The organism is Rhodococcus sp. S3 (assembly GCF_058211795.1).
The window spans coordinates 3637841-3657193 of sequence record NZ_CM177074.1; the positions used below are offsets into that span (position 1 = coordinate 3637841).

The 19353-nt window shown below is 69.9% G+C and carries 20 protein-coding genes; 3 read left to right on the forward strand and 17 right to left on the reverse strand.

All coding sequences use genetic code 11. The features are described from left to right. Positions 1-265: 265 nt before the first annotated feature. Entirely contained in the window at positions 266-559 is a 294-nt protein-coding gene (locus AC0LPE_RS17045) for a WhiB family transcriptional regulator (RefSeq protein WP_106199152.1), read from the forward strand. A 236-nt stretch (positions 560-795) separates the two neighbouring features. Here the strand turns inward: AC0LPE_RS17045 and groL are convergent, their stop codons facing one another. Both groL and groES read right to left on the reverse strand, forming a co-directional pair. Continuing rightward, the gene (gene groL / locus AC0LPE_RS17050; RefSeq protein ID WP_160874390.1) at positions 796-2406 is read right to left on the reverse strand and encodes a chaperonin GroEL; all 1611 of its coding nucleotides are present in this window, start codon (positions 2404-2406) and stop codon (positions 796-798) included. A gap of 87 nt (positions 2407-2493) precedes the next feature. Next, positions 2494-2796, reverse strand: a complete 303-nt coding sequence (gene groES / locus AC0LPE_RS17055; RefSeq protein WP_006550071.1) for a co-chaperone GroES — start codon at positions 2794-2796, stop codon at positions 2494-2496. A 311-nt stretch (positions 2797-3107) separates the two neighbouring features. Between groES and AC0LPE_RS17060 the strand changes: the two genes are divergently transcribed. Further along, the gene (locus AC0LPE_RS17060; protein WP_490604872.1) at positions 3108-4844 is read left to right on the forward strand and encodes an Hsp70 family protein; all 1737 of its coding nucleotides are present in this window, start codon (positions 3108-3110) and stop codon (positions 4842-4844) included. A gap of 39 nt (positions 4845-4883) precedes the next feature. On the opposite strand, the gene tsaD is transcribed toward AC0LPE_RS17060, so the two are convergent. The 8 genes from tsaD to glmS form a co-directional block, all read right to left on the reverse strand. Continuing rightward, positions 4884-5912, reverse strand: coding sequence for a tRNA (adenosine(37)-N6)-threonylcarbamoyltransferase complex transferase subunit TsaD (gene tsaD / locus AC0LPE_RS17065; RefSeq protein ID WP_490606364.1), 1029 nt, complete (start codon positions 5910-5912; stop codon positions 4884-4886). 44 nt (positions 5913-5956) lie between these two features. After that, a complete protein-coding gene (gene rimI, locus AC0LPE_RS17070) occupies positions 5957-6472 on the reverse strand; it encodes a ribosomal protein S18-alanine N-acetyltransferase (protein WP_145693357.1) in 516 nt (171 codons plus the stop codon). Continuing rightward, positions 6469-7137, reverse strand: coding sequence for a tRNA (adenosine(37)-N6)-threonylcarbamoyltransferase complex dimerization subunit type 1 TsaB (gene tsaB / locus AC0LPE_RS17075; protein WP_106199146.1), 669 nt, complete (start codon positions 7135-7137; stop codon positions 6469-6471). Before tsaB ends, rimI begins: the two co-directional genes overlap by 4 nt. A gap of 79 nt (positions 7138-7216) precedes the next feature. After that, positions 7217-7675, reverse strand: a complete 459-nt coding sequence (tsaE, locus tag AC0LPE_RS17080; protein WP_088897626.1) for a tRNA (adenosine(37)-N6)-threonylcarbamoyltransferase complex ATPase subunit type 1 TsaE — start codon at positions 7673-7675, stop codon at positions 7217-7219. A gap of 22 nt (positions 7676-7697) precedes the next feature. Next, positions 7698-8756, reverse strand: coding sequence for an alpha/beta fold hydrolase (locus AC0LPE_RS17085; RefSeq protein WP_016690938.1), 1059 nt, complete (start codon positions 8754-8756; stop codon positions 7698-7700). Positions 8757-8760: 4 nt separating this feature from the next. Next, positions 8761-9933 (reverse strand): alanine racemase, encoded by a 1173-nt coding sequence (gene alr / locus AC0LPE_RS17090; protein WP_490604873.1) that lies wholly within the window; start codon positions 9931-9933, stop codon positions 8761-8763. Positions 9934-9991: 58 nt separating this feature from the next. After that, the gene (locus AC0LPE_RS17095; RefSeq protein ID WP_088897624.1) at positions 9992-11443 is read right to left on the reverse strand and encodes an NAD(P)H-hydrate dehydratase; all 1452 of its coding nucleotides are present in this window, start codon (positions 11441-11443) and stop codon (positions 9992-9994) included. Positions 11444-11471: 28 nt separating this feature from the next. Then, a complete protein-coding gene (gene glmS / locus AC0LPE_RS17100; RefSeq protein ID WP_229565270.1) occupies positions 11472-13337 on the reverse strand; it encodes a glutamine--fructose-6-phosphate transaminase (isomerizing) in 1866 nt (621 codons plus the stop codon). A gap of 128 nt (positions 13338-13465) precedes the next feature. Here glmS and AC0LPE_RS17105 point away from each other — a divergent pair, with 128 nt between their 5' ends. Then, complete coding sequence (locus tag AC0LPE_RS17105) at positions 13466-14314, forward strand: alpha/beta hydrolase family protein (protein ID WP_016690935.1); 849 nt, start codon at positions 13466-13468, stop codon at positions 14312-14314. 24 nt (positions 14315-14338) lie between these two features. Here AC0LPE_RS17105 and AC0LPE_RS17110 read toward each other — a convergent pair whose 3' ends face one another. The 7 genes from AC0LPE_RS17110 to AC0LPE_RS17140 form a co-directional block, all read right to left on the reverse strand. Further along, positions 14339-15328, reverse strand: a complete 990-nt coding sequence (locus AC0LPE_RS17110; protein WP_088897621.1) for a hypothetical protein — start codon at positions 15326-15328, stop codon at positions 14339-14341. Next, positions 15325-15714 (reverse strand): hypothetical protein, encoded by a 390-nt coding sequence (locus AC0LPE_RS17115; RefSeq protein ID WP_088897620.1) that lies wholly within the window; start codon positions 15712-15714, stop codon positions 15325-15327. Before AC0LPE_RS17115 ends, AC0LPE_RS17110 begins: the two co-directional genes overlap by 4 nt. A gap of 119 nt (positions 15715-15833) precedes the next feature. Next, the gene (gene glmM, locus AC0LPE_RS17120; protein ID WP_160874400.1) at positions 15834-17174 is read right to left on the reverse strand and encodes a phosphoglucosamine mutase; all 1341 of its coding nucleotides are present in this window, start codon (positions 17172-17174) and stop codon (positions 15834-15836) included. Between the two features lie 152 nt (positions 17175-17326). Then, positions 17327-17830, reverse strand: a complete 504-nt coding sequence (gene rpsI, locus AC0LPE_RS17125) for a 30S ribosomal protein S9 (protein WP_006550056.1) — start codon at positions 17828-17830, stop codon at positions 17327-17329. After that, positions 17827-18270: a 50S ribosomal protein L13 gene (rplM, locus tag AC0LPE_RS17130; protein ID WP_006550055.1), complete on the reverse strand. Its 444-nt coding sequence runs from the start codon at positions 18268-18270 to the stop codon at positions 17827-17829. Before rplM ends, rpsI begins: the two co-directional genes overlap by 4 nt. A 289-nt stretch (positions 18271-18559) precedes the next feature. After that, positions 18560-18850 carry a WXG100 family type VII secretion target gene (locus tag AC0LPE_RS17135; RefSeq protein WP_016690931.1) on the reverse strand — a complete coding sequence of 97 codons (291 nt, stop codon included), beginning with the start codon at positions 18848-18850 and terminating at the stop codon, positions 18560-18562. A 60-nt stretch (positions 18851-18910) separates the two neighbouring features. Beyond that, positions 18911-19264: a WXG100 family type VII secretion target gene (locus AC0LPE_RS17140; protein WP_229565273.1), complete on the reverse strand. Its 354-nt coding sequence runs from the start codon at positions 19262-19264 to the stop codon at positions 18911-18913. Between the last annotated feature and the right edge of the window lie 89 nt (positions 19265-19353).

A 19353-nucleotide genomic window follows, 5' to 3' on the forward strand; every position in this document is an offset into this window, starting at 1 on the left:
GGGACCTTCGACCCACGTCGGGAGCGGACAATACCCCGGATCGCCCCCGCCCGCAGCGCACAGGCACGACTCCTCACGAAAGTAAATATTTCCGCGGTTAAATCTTGGCCGTTCGGTTATGGACTATCCCACTCGTCGAAAATATTGACGACGAATCGATACAGATCCTACGGTGAGTTTGTTTGATTCGGATCACAGCGGGAATCCCGATGTGTCCACGGTCCGCTCGCACAACTCACGCGAGCTTGCTGCAAAGGAGTGCCACATGCCTGCACCACACACACTGCCCGGCCCCAACGCGGACCTCTGGGATTGGCAGATGCACGGCAAGTGTCGTGGTGTGGACTCCTCGGTGTTCTTCCACCCCGACGGAGAGCGCGGTCGTGCCCGCGCCCAGCGGGAGAACCGCGCGAAGGAGCTGTGCCGCACCTGCCCCGTGCTGGCCCGTTGCCGCGACCACGCCCTCGCCGTCGCCGAACCGTACGGCATCTGGGGTGGCATGTCGGAGACCGAACGGGAGATGTACACGAGGCAACGACGGCGGAAGATCGCCGTGTGAGGCGCTCACCCGCCCCGTGACGAAGCCGTCACGATCGTGACCATGTCGACACGACCGTGACGGTACGACCGGGAGGCCGGCTGGAGGAGATGCGTCGATACGACCGTCGATACGACGAAGGCCCCGCAGGGAATGCGAACATTCCTTGCGGGGCCTCGCTGTATCCGTGCCGACCGGAACGACTTTCACGTCCGGGGCGGCCTACGGACCCGCCGGGCGGGTCCGCGGCCGGTCGCTCAGTGAGCGTGACCGTGGCCGTGCCCGGCCTCTGCCTCTTCCTCCGGCTTGTCGACGACGGCGCTCTCGGTGGTGAGCACCATGCGTGCGACCGACGCAGCGTTGACGACGGCGGAGCGCGTCACCTTCACCGGGTCGACGACGCCCTCGGCGACGAGGTCGCCGTAGGAGAGTGTCGCGGCGTTGAAGCCCTGACCGCTCTCGGCAACCTTGCTCACGACCACCGCACCGTCGATGCCGGCGTTCGTGGCGATCCAGTACAGCGGCGCGGTGAGTGCGGAGCGCAGCGCGGCAACACCCGTGGCAGCGTCGCCGGAGAGGGACGCCTGGAGTTCCTCGAGCGCGCGCGAGGCCTGAACGAGAGCCGAACCACCACCGGGGACGATGCCCTCCTCGATGGCCGCCTTCGCGGCGTTGACGGCGTCCTCGACGCGGAACTTGCGCTCCTTGAGGTCCGTCTCGGTTGCAGCACCCACGCGGATGACGGCGACGCCACCGGCGAGCTTCGCCAAACGCTCTTCGAGCTTCTCGCGGTCCCAGTCGGACTCGGTGGCCTCGATCTCGCGACGCAGCTGGGCGGCGCGTGCCTCGATGTCCTCGGCTGTGCCGGCACCGTCGACGATCGTGGTGCTGTCCTTGGTGACGACGACGCGGCGGGCCGAACCGAGCAGGTCGAGTCCGGCCTCCTTGAGGGACAGACCCAGATCGGAGTTGATGACCGTACCCGCGGTGACGACGGCGAGATCCTCGAGGAAGGCCTTCCGGCGGTCGCCGAAGTACGGGGCCTTGACGGCAACGGCCTTGAGGGTCTTGCGGATCGCGTTGACCACGAGGGTCGACAGCGGCTCGCCCTCGATGTCCTCGGCGATGATCAGGACCGGCTTGCCGGACTCTGCGATCTTCTCGAGGAGCGGGAGGAAGTCGGGAAGCGAGCTGATCTTCTCGCGGTACAGCAGGACGAGCGCGTCCTCGAGGACGGCTTCCTGCGCGTCGATGTCGGTGATGAAGTAGGGCGACAGGAAGCCCTTGTCGAACTGCACGCCCTCGGTGACGACCAGTTCGGTGTGCAGCGTGGAGGATTCCTCGACGGTGACGACACCGTTCTTCCCCACGCGGGTCAGCGCCTCGCCGACCATCTCGCCGATCTCCTCGTCGCGCGAGGACACGGTGGCGACCTGCGCGATGGCGGTCTTGCCCTCGACGGGAGTGGCGGACGCGAGCAGTGCCTCGCTCACCTTGTCCGCACCCTGGGCGATACCGGCTCCGAGCGAGATCGGATTGGCGCCTGCGGCAACGTTCTTCAGGCCGGCCTTGACCAGCGCCTGGGCGAGAACGGTCGCGGTGGTGGTGCCGTCACCCGCGACGTCGTTGGTCTTGGTCGCGACACTCTTGACGAGCTGGGCGCCGAGGTTCTCGAACGGATCCTCCAGCTCGATCTCACGGGCGATGCTCACACCGTCGTTCGTGACGGTGGGACCACCGAATGCCTTGGCGAGCACGACGTGCCGGCCACGCGGGCCGAGCGTCACCTTGACGGCGTCGGCCAGCTGGTCGACACCGCGCTCGAGAGCCCGGCGCGCGGTCTCGTTGAACTCGATTTGCTTGGACATGTTCTGCGACTACTCCTGGACTCGGATGTTCCCCAACGTATTCCGCCCCGGGTCCGAAACGGGACACCGGGGCGGAATGCAAGCGGCCTACTTGGCGACGACAGCCAGGACGTCGCGCGCAGACAGGATCAGGTACTCCTCGCCGGCGTACTTGATCTCGGTTCCGCCGTACTTGCTGTAGATGACGACGTCGCCTTCCTTGACGTCGAGCGGGATGCGCTTGTCGCCATCTTCGTCCCAGCGGCCGGGGCCGACGGCGACGACGGTGCCCTCCTGGGGCTTCTCCTTCGCCGTGTCCGGGATGACCAGGCCGGAGGCAGTCGTCGTCTCGGCCTCGTTGGCCTGGACGAGGATCTTGTCCTCGAGCGGCTTGATGTTCACGCTCGCCACGATGAGCCCTCCACTTTCAGGGGTAATGGGGTCCGAGAACCGGTGTTCTCGAACACGGGTGTGTTCAGTCATCACGGTGACTCCGCACGCGTCCCGTCGTCGCGGGTGCCGGGCCGGCGCTCGGTGTCACTAGCACTCTATACACGCGAGTGCCAGCGCTCAAGGGCAACGGGTGCAAACACGCCGACCTGCATCGAACCCGGCGTCATGTTACGGTTGAATAACGGAAACCCATGAGCGTGATCGTTCGGTGGCCTCAGCCGAGGTAGGCCCTGGACGCCTGGTCGTCGATCACGCACGGAAGGTGAACAATGCCCACGTCGCTCGGCATCTCCGTCGGCGCCTCCGGCGTCGGCTCGGCCCTGCGCGTCGATGCTGCACACGCGCCCACAACGGAATTCCGCAGACTCGCCTCCGAGTCCCAGCCCGGGCGCGATCTCGGAGATCTCGTCTTCGACGCCGTCTCGCTCACGTCTCCTCGCGGAACCGCCCGCGGAGCCGACGGCCCCGACATCATCACGGTCGCATACCGCACCGAGGAGCAGGCGAACGAGATCCGCACGGCCGCCGAGCGGACGGGCCACATGGTCCGTCTCGTTCCGGAGACCACCGCCGCCCTCGAATACCTCTACACCGTGGGAGTCCGTCGCGAACCCGGCGCGATCGCGCTCGTGGACATCGGAGCCACCGGCACGACCGTCTCCGTCCTCGACCGCGAGACCGGCACCCTGCTGCGGTCCGCACGCACCGAGACCGTCGGCGGCGATGCCCTGACCGCACGTGTACTCGATCATGTCCGCAACGCCACCGAGCGGATGCGCACCCGGCGGCAGATCGACCCCGGCCTGCTGGCGGCCCGGTGCCAGGGTGCCCAGGAGGCCCTCTCCTCGGCGCCGACGACCCGCATCGACATCGCCGAGGCCGGTCCCGACGCGACGGTCACCCTCACCCGCGCGCAACTGGACGAACTGACGACCGATCTGGCCGACGAAGCGGCGGCGTTCACCCGGCGCATCTGCTCGAGCACCGATCCGGTTCCCGAGACCATGGCCCTCATCGGAGGTGCTGCCGCGTCCCCCGTCCTCGCCGCGGCGATCTCGGCGGAGTTCGACGGCGAGATCGTCACCGTCCCCGAGCCGGGAGCGGCTGCCGCGATCGGTGCGGCACTGTCGGCCGATTCCGCGTCCTCGGTCGGATACACCGTGGTCGGTGCCCTGTCGCGCACCGGCAACCGATCCTCGGGTCGTGTCTCCGGTGCGGTCGCCGGGCTCCTGGTGCTCAGTGCGATCATGGCCGGCTTCGCCACCCAGCACTTCACCGAACGCGAGAGCAGCGACGCCCAGGTCTCGCCGCGTTTCACGAGCGGCGACGTCCCCACGCAGGAGGCCGGTCCCGGCGAGTCGGCCGTCCCGTCCCACGACCCGCCGCCCGAACCCGTGACGTCCCGGAGCACCCAGGACGCACCCGCGCCGACGACGGTTCCCTGGCCGTTGCCGACCGTCGAGCACACCGTTCCGTCGACCCAGGATCCGTGGCCCACCGCGCCCGAGTCGACGAGCACCACGGTGACGCCCACCCCGATCGATCAGGTGCCGACTCCCGGGTCGACAGCGGAGGAAGAGTCCGAGACGGACCGACCGCTCACATCGCCGGATTCCGAGACCGCACCGAGGCCCGATCCGGACTCCACGGCTCCGGACACGACCTCTCCGGACACCACGGCACCGGACACCACCGCTCCCGACACCACCGCTCCCGACACCACCGAGCCGACGACACCGCCGGAGACGACGAGCCCTGCGCCCACCGATCCGGAGACGACCGAACCGAGCACCGGTGTGAGCCCGACACCCCCGTCGACCACATCGCCGACCGAGTCGCCGTCCGCATCGTCCACCGGTGCATATCCGACCGACGTGTCCTCGACGATCGCGTCCGTCACGGAGGAGAGCACGACCGTGCCGTCCACCGGACAGACCACGACGGGCGACACGACCACCGGAGAGACCACCACCGGCTCCGGGACCTCGGAGATCGCTCCCACCTAGGCAGCGCGCCCTCCTCGGGTGGCAGTCGGTCGGGAACGGTCAGGCCACGATCTGCGACACCGACACCGACAGGCCCGGATCCGTCGCAGCGCCCAGCGAGGACGGCTGCGCCCCCGCGGCGATGAGATGCGCGCCCAGCGACGCGATCATGACGCCGTTGTCGGTGCACAGCTTCGGTCGCGGCACACGCAGGGCGATACCTGCGGCAGCGCACCGTTCCTCGGCGAGTTCGCGGAGCCGGCTGTTGGCGGTCGCTCCGCCACCGAGGACGAGCGTGTCGACACCGAGATCCTGGGCGGCCCGCACGGCCTTCATGGTGAGCACGTCCGCCACCGCCTCCTGGAAACCCGCAGCGACATCGGCGACCGGCACCGGTTCGCCCGCACGTTCCTTCGCCTCGACGAAGCGGGCCACCGCGGTCTTGAGACCGGAGAACGAGAAGTCGTGACGCGCGTCGCGCGGACCGGTCATACCCCGCGGGAAGACGACCGCGGTGGGGTCGCCCTCCCGGGCCAGCCTGTCGACCTCGGGACCGCCCGGATAACCGAGTCCCAGAAGCCGCGCGACCTTGTCGAAGGCCTCACCCGCGGCGTCGTCGACGGTGGTGCCGAGTTCGACGATGGGCTTGCCGAGATGTTCGACGTGCAGCAGATGTGTGTGGCCACCGGAGACGAGCAGCGCCACGCAGGGCGGCATCGGTCCGTGCTCGAGGGTGTCGACCGCGACGTGGCCCGCGAGGTGGTTGATCGCGAAGAACGGCACGTTCCACGCTGCCGCGTAGGCCTTGGCGGCGGCGACACCGACGAGAAGTGCTCCCGCGAGGCCCGGCCCGATGGTCACGCACACCGCGTCCGGCTTCTCGATCCCGGCCTCGTCGAGGGCGCGCCGCATCGTCGGCACCATGGCCTCGAGGTGGGCGCGGGATGCGATCTCCGGCACCACACCGCCGAAGCGGGCATGCTCGTCCACGCTCGACGCGACGGCGTCGGCCATCAGCTCGAGGGTGCCGTCACCCACCCAACGGACGATGCCGACACCGGTCTCGTCGCACGAGCTCTCGATGCCCATCACGACGGGGCGCTCGGGCAGCTCGAATCGGGGGCTGATGGTGCTCACGCCGGTGACTCCTCTCGCGGGTCCGGACGACGCATCGTGTACGCGTCCGCGCCGCTCGGCTGGTAGTAACGCTTCCTGGTTCCGACGATCTCGAAGCTCTCACGCCGGTACAGGGCGATCGCCGCGTCGTTGTCGGTGCGTACCTCGAGGAAGACCGGCCCGCCCCAGCGGTCGGCGACGGCCAGTAGCTCCCCCAACAGGGCTCCGCCGATCCCCCGGCGGCGCGCCGCGGGGTCCACGCCGATGGTGTGCACCTCGGATTCGGGTTCGATGGCCGTACCGAGTCGCGCGAGTCCCGCGTAACCGATCAGCCGGCCCTGGGGGTCGCGCGCGGCGAAGTAGCGGTTGTGGGGCGAGGCCAGCTCCGAACGGAAGGCGTCGGCGCTCCACGGGTCGTCGCCGGGGAACAGGATCTGTTCCAGTTCGGCGCAGCGGGGTGCGTCCTCGGGGCGCAGTGCGTCGATGACGACCGCGTTCTCGGCGGCCGGATTCTCGTCGGGTGTGGCGTTCATGCTCGGCGGTTCGCGGTCTCCACCGCGTCGGGACGACGCAGGTACAGGGGCACGAGCGGCTCCGGTTCGGCGTCCGCGCACAGGGCGTCGGCGGCAACGGTCACCAGGCCCGCCGGGGACGGCGTCTGCACGTCCACCGCCGGAAGGTCGAACAGCGCGACGTGCGTCGGCGAGCCGGCCACCCGCACCGACGGCTCGGCGGGCACGTCGGCGGGCTTGCGCACCTCGGGTCCTTCGACGCGGCGGCCGCCGGAATAGCGTGCCCAGTAGACCTCGCGCCGACGGGCATCGGTGACGACGAGCAGATCGGCGTCCGTACCGTGTTCCCGGTGGACGTCCGCGGCGATCGCGTCGAGGCTGCACACACCGTGCACGGGGATGCCGAGAGCATCACCGAAGGCCGCAGCGGTGGCCATGCCGACGCGGAGACCCGTGAACGGGCCTGGTCCGATGCCGACGACGATCGCGTCGAGATCGGTGGGTGCGGCGCCGGCCTCGGCGAGACATTCGAGGATCTGCGGGGTGAGGACTTCGGCGTGCGCTCGCGGATTGTCGAGCACGCGCGCGGCGACCGTCTCGGGCCGGGGATCGTCCCGACCGCGGTCGAGACGGACGACTCCCGAGGTCACGGCGGGGGTGGCGGTATCGACGGCGAGCACGAGCACGATGTACCAGCCTACCCCGCACGACCTGCCCGGTCGGTGCGCAGTGACGGAAGCCACCGGCATGTGGGCTTCCGCTGGGTCAGCCGATCCACTCCCACGAGGCACGGCGGACGTCGGTGCCCGGGTCGCGCCGGAGCCGGACCCTCAGATGCCGTTCGGCGAGCTGTTCGACCAGGCCACCGCCCCATTCGACCACCACGACGGTGTCGGTCAGGTCGGTGTCGAGGTCGAGCGCGTCGAGTTCGTCGAGGGCGTCCGGGCCGTCGCCGAGACGGTAGGCATCGACATGGACGAGCCCGACCGGTTCGCGTCCCTCCGGACTACCGGGACGGTGTTCGCGGGCGATGACGAAGGTCGGGGAGGTCACGCGTCCCTCCACCCCGAGGCCGGCGGCTATCCCACGGGTCAACGCCGTCTTACCCGCGCCGAGCGGTCCGTCGAGCACGACGAGGTCGCCGGCCCGCAACTCGGCTGCAAGCCGCCGCCCGAACGCCTCGGTGTCCTCCACGGTCGGCAGTTCGATGGTCTGCTCCCCCACCTGTGGCCCACTCGATTGCGACTCACCCAATTGCGATCTGCCTTCCGTTCACTCCCTGCGTGAAACTCCGCTGGATCAGGCGATCGAGGGCACGGTCGACCACCTCGGGGAACTCCAGCTGCACGAGGTGCCCGGCACCGCGTACCCGCTTGAGTTCGACGTCGGGCAGTTCCTCCGCCAGCGCCTCGGAACTCGCGTACGGGATGACCATGTCGGCGTCGCCGGACAACACCAACACGGGCACGGTGCCCAGGACCGGAAGCGCCGCGGACTCGTCGTGCAGTTCGAGGGTGCGGAGGAAGTTGACGATGGTGAGCACCGACGTCTCGTCGAGCATTCGGTCGGACAACTTCACCAGGCGAGGGCTCACGACCGTACCGTAGGACGCCGCGCGCAGGATCGGGGTCACGACGGCACGGGCCGCGCCGCGCGCGAACTGCACGAATCCCGGTGCGGTACGCGCCGCGTACCGGAACGCGTCGATCACCGGGTTCTCGAGATTGCGTCCGATACCGGTCTTGCTCAGACCTGCTGCGGTGGTCGCGAGGAGACCGACCCCCACGATGCGTTCGCCGAACAGGTCGGGTCGCTGGGAAGCGAGGGCGATCGCGGTCATGCCGCCCATCGAGTGGCCCACGACCACCACCGGACCGGTGGGCGCGACCTCGTCGATCACCCGGCCCAGGTCGCGGCCGAGCTGCGCGATGGTGCACGTCGCGGCGCCGGAGAAACCGGATTCGCCGTGGCCACGCTGGTCGTAGAAGACGGCGCGCACGTCGCGTCCCCACTGTTCGCGCAGGTGCCGGTACTGCATGTGCCAGGCCTGCATGCGCAGGCAGTAGCCGTGGACGAACACGACGGTGAGCGGAGCCAGGGACGAGCCGCTCTCGCGGACCACGAGCGGGACACCGTCCTCGGTGGCCACGATGCGGCGCGGGAGCCGGAGGATCTCGTCGAAGTCCTCGTTCTGATAGATCTCGGGGGCGGGCGCGCCCGCGGTCCTGACCGCGTACAGTCCCGCCGACGATGCGAGCGTCGCGAGGCTCGCACCGAGGAGTCCCATCCTGTTCACGAGGGACATGACGTCACGCTCCCTTCGCTCCGACATAGGTCCGGACGGTCCGTCCGCCGATGCCGGTCACGATCTCGTAGTTGATCGTGTCCAGCTTGTCGGCCCAGTCCTGGGCGTTCGGCTCTCCGTGACGCCCGTCACCGAAGAACAACGCCTCGTCGCCCTCGCTTACTCCTGCACCGTCGGGGCCGAGGTCGACAACGACCTGATCCATGCACACGCGCCCGATCTGCGGGCACCGGCGCCCACCGAGCTGCACCTCGATGCGCCCGCTGAGATTGCGGCGGATCCCGTCCGCGTATCCCATGGGCAGCAGTGCCACCGTCGTATCCGCGGGAGCGGTCCAGGTGTGCCCGTAGGACACGCCGTCCCCCGCCTTCACCTTCTTCACCAGCACCACCCTCGCCCGCACGGTCATCACCGGCCGGAAGCCCAGATCTCCGAGTTCCGGGATCGGTGTCAATCCGTACATCGCAATTCCGGGCCGAACCATGTCGAATCGCAGGTCGGGACGGGTGACGGTGGCGGCGGAGTTCGACAGGTGCACCACTTCGGGAGCCAGCTGGTGCCGCCGCAGATCCGCGACGGCCTCGCTCAGCCGATCGCGCTGCTCGGCGTTACCCGGATGCTCGGGTTCGTCGCCGTGGGCGAGGTGCGAGAAGGCTCCGCGCACGCGCACGGCACCCTCGGCCTGTGCCCGGCCCAGGTCGCGCAGCATGTCGTCCCACTCGTCGACGGCGACACCGTTGCGGTTGAGACCGGTGTCGACCTTGACCGTGACGGTCGCGGTGGCCCCGACCCGACGAGCCGCCTCGACGACGGCCGCGAGGTGCCGCGGCGAGGACAGGCCCAGTTCGACCCCGGCCTCGACGGCGGGAGCGAAATCGGAGTCGGCGGTGTGCAGCCACGACAGGATCGGAGCCTCGATACCCGCGGCACGGAGTGCGAGGGCCTCGCCGAGCGTCGTCACACCCAGTTCGCGGGCGCCTGCGGCGAGCGCTGCACGCGCGACCGGCACGGCCCCGTGGTTGTAGGCGTCGGCCTTGACGACGGCCATGACCGCAGCCGGACCCGCGTACTCCCGGAGCGCTCGTACGTTTTCCGCCACGGCATCGAGATCGATGACGGCTTCGACTTGGGGAAGGACGGTACGTGCAGGTCGCGGGGTGCGTTGGGTCGTGGTCACATCTGTCGATCCTGCCACTGTGCCGTCGGACGCCGACGTCGTGTCCCCGTGTGCCACGTCACGATTCGGCAATGTGGGTGCGCAGCAGACGAATCGAGTCGCCGAGTCGCGAGAGGATCGCGCTCGCCGAGATCGGCGCCGCTCCGGGGGACTCCGGGTCCTGCGCGGCCAGGTTCGCGGCGAGCGCGTGGGCCCGTGCACCGGCCGCCGCGGCCAGGTCCACCGGCATGCCCGACGAAAGCAGCGACCCGATGACACCGGCCAGCACGTCCCCGGCACCCGCGGTCGACGCCCACGACCCGCCCGCATCGTTGACGAAGACGTGCCCGTCGGGCCGTGCCACGAGAGTCGCGCGCCCCTTGAGCAGCACGTGCACACCCCAGTCGGCGGCGAGGGAACGTACCGCCGCGACCCGGTCCGGTTCGGGGCGGTTCCCGGTCAGGCGTGCGAACTCGCCGGCGTGCGGGGTGAGCAGGGTGGGCGCGGACCGGCCCCGCACGAGACCGGGTTCCCGGGCGAGGAGCGTGAGCCCGTCGGCGTCGACGAGCACCGGCAGGTCGGTGGCGAGGATGTCGCGCAGGTTCGCGCAGGCCTCGTCGTCGGTACCGGCACCCGGCCCCACGGCCCAGGCCTGCACCCGCCCGGTCTCGGCCACCGAGGGCGACACGACGACCTCGGGGAACCGCGCGAGCACCTCGGAGGCACCCGACCCGGCGTAGCGCACCATGCCGGAGGTCGCGGCGACCGCCGCTCCCGTGCACAGCACACCCGCCCCCGGATACCGGGCGCTGCCGGCACGGATACCCACCACACCCTGGGAGTACTTGTCGTCCTCGGCGCCGGGCACCGGCCAGATCGCACCGATCTCGGACGGTTCCGCCGCGACCAGCCCGGCCTCCGGGAGTGTGAGTCCGATGTCGACGAGTTCGACACGGCCGCAGCGCGCGGCGGCGAGCGCATGGACCGGTTTGTAGGCGCCGAAGGTGACGGTCACCGCGGCCGTGATCGCAGGTCCGTCGACGGCACCGGTATCGGGATCGACACCGCTCGGGATGTCGACGGCGATGATCGGCGCGGTGATCTCGTCCACGACCGCGGCCGCTGCCGGTCGCAGCGGGCCGCGTCCGGAGATGCCGACGATGCCGTCGAGCACGAGGTCCGGGTCGCCGACGTGCTCGGGAGTCGCCGAAAGGATCCGTCCGCCGGCCTTCCGCAGTGCCCGCAGACCCGCCGGGTGCGCCCGATCGGGGGCGAACAGCAGCGCGGTGACGGACACGCCACGGCGACGCAGGAAGGCTCCCGCCCACAGCGCATCGCCGCCGTTGTCGCCGGACCCGACGAGCAGACTCACCCGCCGACCGGCGATCCCACCGGTGCGTTCGCGCAGTTCGGAAGCCACGACCCGCGCGAGTCCGTAGGACGCGCGCCGCATGAGCGCCCCCTCGGGGAGAGACTCCAGCAGCGGCGCCTCCGCCGCACGGACCACGTCGGACGGGTGAAAACTGCGCATCGTCCCTCCTGCACCGGCGGGTGGGCCGCTATTCGACGGTGACCGACTTGGCGAGGTTGCGGGGCTTGTCGACGTCGTAACCGCGGGCCTGCGCGACCTCCGCGGCGAAGACCTGCAACGGCACCGTCGACAACAGCGGCTGCAGCAGCGACGCCGACGACGGGATCTCGACGAGGTGATCGGCGAACGGCCGGACCGTCTCGTCGCCCTCCTCGGCGATGACGACGGTGACGGCTCCGCGGGCCTGGATCTCCCGGATGTTGCTGAGCAGCTTGCTGTGCAGCACGGCGCGGCCCTTCGGCGACGGCATCACGACGATGACGGGCAGCCCGTCCTCGATCAGCGCGATCGGGCCGTGCTTGAGCTCACCGGCGGCGAAGCCCTCGGCGTGCATGTACGCCAGTTCCTTGAGCTTGAGCGCACCTTCGAGCGCGACCGGGTAGCCCACGTGCCGGCCCAGGAACAGCACGGCCGGCGAGGCCGACAGCTCACGCGCCAGCGCCCGCACCGGCTCCATGCCGGTCAGCAACTCGGCGATCTTCTCCGGCATCGCCGCCAGGTCCTGGTACTCGCGGGCCACCTCGTCGGGATACTTCGTGCCGCGCGCCTGCGCCAGCGCCAGACCCACGAGGTAGTTCGCGGCCATCTGCGCCAGGAACGCCTTCGTCGACGCCACACCGATCTCCGGGCCGGTGCGGGTGTAGAGCACCGCGTCGGCCTCCCGCGGGATCTGCGCGCCGTTGGTGTTGCACACCGCCAGCACCCGCGCCTTCTGATCCTTGGCGTGCCGGACCGCTTCGAGGGTGTCGGCGGTCTCCCCGGACTGCGAGATCGCCACGACCAGCGTGGACCGATCGAGCACCGGATCGCGGTAGCGGAACTCCGAGGCCAGTTCGACCTCGACGGGCAGGCGGGTCCAGTGCTCGATCGCGTACTTGGCGACCAGGCCCGAGTGGTACGAACTACCGCAGGCGACGACGAAGACCTTGTCGATGTCGCGCAGTTCCTGATCGGACAGGCGCTGCTCGTCGAGCACGATGCACCCGTCGACGAAGTGACCGCGCAGGGTGTCGGCGACCGCGGCCGGCTGCTCCTCGATCTCCTTGAGCATGAAGTAGTCGTGGCCGCCCTTCTCGGCGGCGGCGAGATCCCAGTCGATGGTGAACGGACGCGTCGCCACGTCGGTGTTGCCGTCGAAGTCGGTGACCTCGTAGGAGTTGTTCGTGATCACCACGACCTGGTCCTGACCGAGCTCGACCGCCTGGCGGGTGAACTCGATGAACGCCGCGACGTCCGAGGCGATGAACATCTCGCCGTCGCCGACCCCGACGACCAGCGGCGTCGACCGGCGCGCGGCGACGATCGTGCCCGGATGATCGGCGTGCGCGAAGACCAGCGTGAACGCACCCTGCAGCCGGCGCAGCACACTGCGGGCGCTGTCGACGAAGTTGCCCGCCGTCGGGCCCTCGGCGTAGGCGCGGGCCACCAGGTGCACCGCGACCTCGGTGTCGGTGTCGCTGGCCAGCTCCACGCCCGACTTCTCGAGCTCCTCACGCAGCGGCGCGAAGTTCTCGATGATGCCGTTGTGCACCACTGCGACCTTGCCGGTCGCGTCGCGATGCGGGTGCGCATTGCGGTCGGTGGGACGACCGTGGGTGGCCCACCGGGTATGCCCCATCCCCGCGGTACCGGCGAAGTGCTCCTCGCCGATCTCGGCGAGCTCGGCCTCCAGATTGACCAGCCGCCCCGCCTTCCGCTCGACGGCCAGACCACCCTTGCCGTCGAGGATGGCGATTCCCGCCGAGTCGTAACCCCGGTACTCCATCCGCCGCAGCGCTTCCACCACGACGTCGAGAGCACGACGGTGCCCGACATAGCCCACGATTCCGCACATGCCTAGCAGGGTACTGGTCGACCCCCGTCCGGGAACAACACACCGGTGAGCCCGTACACCTGCATCGGGGCACGCCGTCCGGTACGCACCGACCCCGGCGGGCAGCGCCATCCGCTAACGTTCAGGCCGTGGCGGCGAACCCCAAGAAACTGGCTCAGGAACTCTCCCGGCGCGGCCCGCACTCGGTGCTGCGCGGCGACCTGGCGCTCGCCGGTCAGCCGGGTGTCGTGTACACCCCCGCGGAAGGCTTCGACCTGCCCGCGATCGCGTTCGGGCACGGCTGGCTCACCGGGGTCACGAAGTACACGAAGCTCTTCGAGCACCTCGCGTCCTGGGGAATCGTGGTGGGCGCCCCCAACACCGAGCGCGGACCGGTGCCGTCGGCGATCGGCTTGTCGACCGACCTGCTCACCACCCTCGACATCTGCACCGGCGTGCGTCTCGGCACCGGGCGGATCAGTGTCCATCCGTCGAAGCTCGCGCTGGTGGGCCACGGCTCGGGCGCCGGAGCGGCGGTGCTCGCCGCAGCGAGGCGTGAGGTGGCGGCCGTCGCCGCGCTCTACCCCTCGCCCGTCTCCCCTGCCGCCTCCGACGCCGCGGGCCGCGTGCGGGCACCGGGCCTCGTCCTCGTCGGTGAGAAGAGCATCGGGTCGATGACCAGCGATGCCGTCGCGGTCGCCCGGGGCTGGGGCAGCGACGACGTGCAGTTGCGGGTCGTCGACAAGGCGAACGACGAAGGACTCGTCGAGGGGCGCCGCCTGCTCGGCGCTCTCGGCGTCGGTGGTGCGGAGCGTCGCACCCAGGAACGCACTCGTGCGCTGCTCACCGGCTTCCTGCTGCACCGTCTCACGGGCGACAAGACGTACGCGATCTTCTCCGACCTCACCACGGAGCTGCCCGGCTCCACGGTGATCTCCGACCCCGACGTCGTCGATCGTGATCTCGGCACGCAGGTCAACCTGCTCCTCGGGCGCTGACGGACCTCCGTTCCGTCGTTCGCGTCACAGCGGCCCGGCTTCCGCGAGCACGACTCCCGTATCACCCTCGTCGTTCTCGTTCTGCCGACGGTCGTCCTCGAGCGGTCCGGAGGCATGTTCGCGTCTGCGTTCGCCCGGGCGGATCCCGGGAACCGTCAGCAGTGCACCTTGATTCGGCGGGTCGCTCGGTCCGTGCTGCATCGACCCGTCGTCGACGACGGGAGCCACCGTCCCGGTACCGGACGCGCCCCCGGCCGCCCCGGCACCCTCGGCGACGCGTTCGGTGGTCGTCGCCAGGTCGGTGACACTGCCGGCGATCCGGCGGCCGGCCTCCTCACACGCCCCGAGCACCACGTCGACGGCGTCCCGGACCGCCGGGACCAGACGTTCCTCGACCCATCTCCGACAGTCGGCGGCAGGGTCGGCCACGTCGCCACCGGGCGGGTCGCCCACGTCGCAACCGGGCGGGTCGCCGAACCAGCGGGCATGCTCCTCCGGGCTCGGTCCGTGCGGGCTCCCGCTCGCTCCGGCGACGATCGTGTCGATCTCGTCCCTCGTGCGACCGTCGACGGTGCCTTCCGCGAGATCCCCGACGACGCGGGCCTTCTCACGCAAGGCCGCGGCGATCGCGGTGGCGGCCGACTCCAGAGCGACCGCGAGATCGGTGAGCGACGAACACAGCGCCACTCCGGCACGGACGGTGGCCGTCAGCTCCGCGCGAGCCCGGTCGGCGGCGGATCCGTCCCACGACTCGTCGAGTTGCAGCAGGAGACGACGCTGTTCGTCGGTCCGACGACCGAGGGAGGTCGCCAGCGAGCGCGTCGTGGCGGCGTCGTCGGCGAGGGCGGGCAACGCGAGGGTTCGTTCCTCGTCGTAACGTGCCCGGACGTCCGCGACGCAACAGCCGGACTCGAGCCCGAGAGCATGCAGGGACTGCACGAGGTCGGTCAGACGGGCCAGGCCGGGCGCTCCTGCATCGAGGATGTCGCCTGCGCTCTCGGGAGGGGTCCTCACGGCTGCCGGGTCCCTGCGTCGCCGAACCCGACGCTGTCGAGTTCGGCGCCGGTCACAGCGGTGACGGCGATGCCGGTCGCGTCGTCCTGGTGGCGGTAGGTGTCCGCCGCGGCGCGCAGCGCATCGGCATGCGCCTGCACGGTCGCCGCCCAGGTCTCGCATGCAGCACGCATCCTGCGACAGCCGGTCTCGACGCGGACGCCGGCCGCCCGGTGCGTCGATCCGGCACCGGAGCCGTCGAAGACGAGACCGCCGAAGCCGCGACGGATCTCGTCGTCGGCGTCCTCGGCGACCTCCGCGAGTCGTGCCGCGACGGCGCGCACCGCCTCGCCGTCGAACCTGATCGTGCCGTGCTGTGTCGCCGCGCTCTGCTGCTGTGTGTCCATGTCCGCCCTTCGCCCACCGAACCCTCTCGAAGAGTTAGGACGCAGCGCAGGGCGATCCGGTTCCACCGCAGCGGGACTACCCGTGGAATGCGGCTACGAGGAGCCGGTGACCGCGCAGATCAGACGGCGGCGACGACTCCCGCGAGACGGTCGGCGACTGCCCGGGCATGATCGTCGTCGGCGGCTTCGACCATGACGCGCACGAGCTGTTCGGTACCCGACGGACGCAGCAGCACCCGGCCGGTCTCACCGAGTTCGCGCTCGGCCTCCGCGACCGCAGCCGCCACCGCAGGATCGTTCGCGACGGCGACCTTGTCGTGGACCCGCACGTTCACGAGAACCTGCGGGAGCGACGTCATCACCGAGGCGAGCTTCGCGAGCGGCAGGCCCGTAGTGGCGATCCGCTCCATCAGGCGCAGACCCGTGAGCACGCCGTCGCCGGTCGTGCCGTGCGCGGGCAGGACGATGTGACCGGACTGCTCACCGCCGAGGCCGTAGCCACCGCGGCGGAGCTCCTCGAGCACGTAGCGGTCGCCCACACCGACGGTGCGCACCTGGATTCCCGCCGCGCGCATCGCGAGATGCAGACCGAGATTGCTCATCACCGTGGCGACGAGCGTGTCGTCGGGAAGTTCGCCGGCTTCGTGCATGCCGAGGGCGAGGATCGCCATGATCGCGTCGCCGTCGACCACCGTGCCGGTCGCGTCGACGGCGAGGCAGCGGTCGGCGTCGCCGTCGTGCGCGAGACCGAGGTCGGCGCCGTGCTCGAGCACGGCCTGCTGCAGCACGGACAGGTGCGTGGATCCGCAGCCGTCGTTGATGTTCAGTCCGTCGGGTTCGGCGTTGATCGCGATGACCGTCGCACCTGCGGCCGCGTAGGCGGCCGGGCCGGCCTGTGAGGCGGCGCCGTGCGCGCAGTCGACCACCACGGTCGTACCGGTGAGCGGCTTGTGCACGGCCGTCGCGAGATGCGCGAGGTAACGGTCGAGGGCGTCGGACACGACGCGTACCCGGCCGATGGCCGAGCCGGTGGGGCGTGCAGCGCTCTCGGCGTCGCCGTGCAGCACCGCTTCGATCCGGTCCTCGACCTCGTCGTCGAGTTTGTGCCCGCCGGCCGCGAAGATCTTGATGCCGTTGTCGGGCATGGGATTGTGCGACGCGGAGATCATCACGCCGAGGTCGGCGCCGTAATCACCCGTGAGGTACGCGACCGCGGGCGTGGGCAGCACGCCCACCGAGACCACGTCGACTCCGGCTGCGGTGAGTCCGGCCGTGACGGCCGCCTCGAGCATCTCCCCGCTCGCGCGTGGATCTCGACCCACGACCGCGACCGGTCGCCGGTCGGCACCCTGAGGGGCCAGGACCGCTGCTGCAGCGCCTGCCAGACGTACTGCCAGCTCCAATGTGAGCTCGGCGTTGGCCAAGCCCCGGACTCCGTCGGTGCCGAACAACCGACCCATGTACACAGCCTCCCAGTCGTGTGCGGCCCCCGCCGCGGATGTCGATAGAGGTCAGAATGCACGAAAGCAGGCGCCGGTAGGAGATGTCTACCGACGCCTGCTCTCGTGGTGGAACAGGTGCCGACTCTGACGAAATCAGCGTCGGCGGCACATCAGCGCTTGGAGTACTGCGATGCCTTACGGGCCTTCTTCAGGCCGTACTTCTTGCGCTCGACGGCACGCGGGTCACGCGTGAGGAAGCCGGCACGCTTGAGCGCGGGGCGATCCTCGGGAGTGACCTCGGTGAGTGCACGCGCGATGGCGAGACGCAGCGCGCCGGCCTGGCCGGACGGGCCGCCGCCGTGCAGGCGTGCGTGGATGTCGAACGACTCGGTGCGCTCGACCGTCACCAGGGGCGACTTCACGAGCTGCTGGTGCACCTTGTTCGGGAAGTAGTCCTCGATGGTGCGGCCGTTGAGGGTGAAGTTGCCGGTGCCGGGCACGAGGCGGACGCGGACGACGGCCTCCTTACGGCGACCGACGGTCTGGACCGGACGGTCGAACACGATCGGGGCAGCAGGTGCCTCGACGACGTCCTCGACGTACTCGTCTGCAGCGACCTCGACGTTCTCGACGTACTCTTCGGGGTTCACGTTCTGTTCCTCGGGCGTCGTCACTGTGCCACCTGCTTGATCTCGAACGGCACCGGCTGCTGCGCGGCGTGGGGGTGGTTCGGGCCCGCGTAGACCTTCAGCTTCTTCGCGATGGCGCGACCGAGCTTGTTCTTCGGGAGCATGCCGGTGACGGCCTTCTCCACGAGGCGGTCGGGGTTCTTCTCGAGAACCTCGCCGACGGAACGAGCCCGCAGACCGCCCGGGTGACCGGAGTGGCTGTAGAGGAACTTGTCGGTCCGCTTGTTGCCGGAGACGGCAACCTTGTCGGCGTTGATGATGACGACGAAGTCACCACCGTCGACGTGCGGCGCGAATGTGGGCTTGTGCTTGCCGCGGAGCAGGTTTGCCGCCTGCACCGCGAGGCGGCCGAGCACCACGTCGGTGGCGTCGATGACGTGCCACTGATGGGTCACGTCGCCGGCCTTCGGTGTGTACGTAGACACAGATCTTCCTCGTCTATCGTTTCGCTGCTGGCCTGCATGCCGACGGTTGCCACGCCCGGCGGCCAGTTGGGACCCGGGAGAGGTGTTCGTCGCGCCACAGGGCACGACGACGTGCGACACGCCGAGGGGACACTCTACCGGGCGGACGTGGGGCCGGTCAAAGCGCCGCAGCAGCCCCGACCCGGCACACCCCCGGCCGCAACGCTCCGGAAGCAGCAGCACGTCCCGGCGGCCTCTCCACCACCGGGACGTGACAGCGCCGGATCGGTCCGGATCCGGCGGACCCGGATCAGCCCGGGAAACGCTGCTGGTTCAGTCGCTCGACCTCCTGCATGTTGTCGTTACCGGTCGAGACCACCCGACCGATGTCGTGCAGCACCTGGATGAGACCGGCCTCGGCCTCGTTCCAGCGGGCCTGCGTGGCGGCGTACCGCTCCTGCGCCCCGCTGTCCCAGGTGGCGATGAGGGGCGCGACCTGCCCCTCGATGCGGTCGAGCGTCGCCTCGATCGCCTTCTGACCGGACACGAGCTGGGCGTGCAGGTCGGCGACGCCGGCGAAGTTCTGATAGATCTCGGACACGGATCGTTCTCCTTGTTCTCGAATGTGTGCCGGAGGGGCTGTGTGCCGGAGGAACCGGGATCAGGTGAACGAGCCGTTGAGCACCGAACCGCCGTCGGGGTCGATCGCCGACAGGGACTGTGCCTGCTGGTCCTCGGCCGCGGCGTACGACCGTCCGCTGGTGCGCACGGCCTCGGCCAGTTCGTCCAGGGCGTTCGACAGCTTGGTGTGGTTGACGTTCCAGCGCTCCATGATTCCGGCGAACTGTTCCGCCGAGCGGCTCCGCCAGACCGACGGCGCGGACTGCACCACGCCCGTCAGTCGACCGAGGATCGCGTCGAGTTCGGCGCGGGAGTCCTGGAGTTGTCCCGCGACGACCTCCATGGTCGCCACATCGGTGGTGAGGTGATTCGAATTGCCGGTCGGTTGGGTCAACGGCGTACTCCTTCGCTTGTGCGTGGGTCGTCCGGCTCGGCGTCGAGCCGGTCCTGGCTCCTACATGTGGTTGGACGCACCCGATCCGG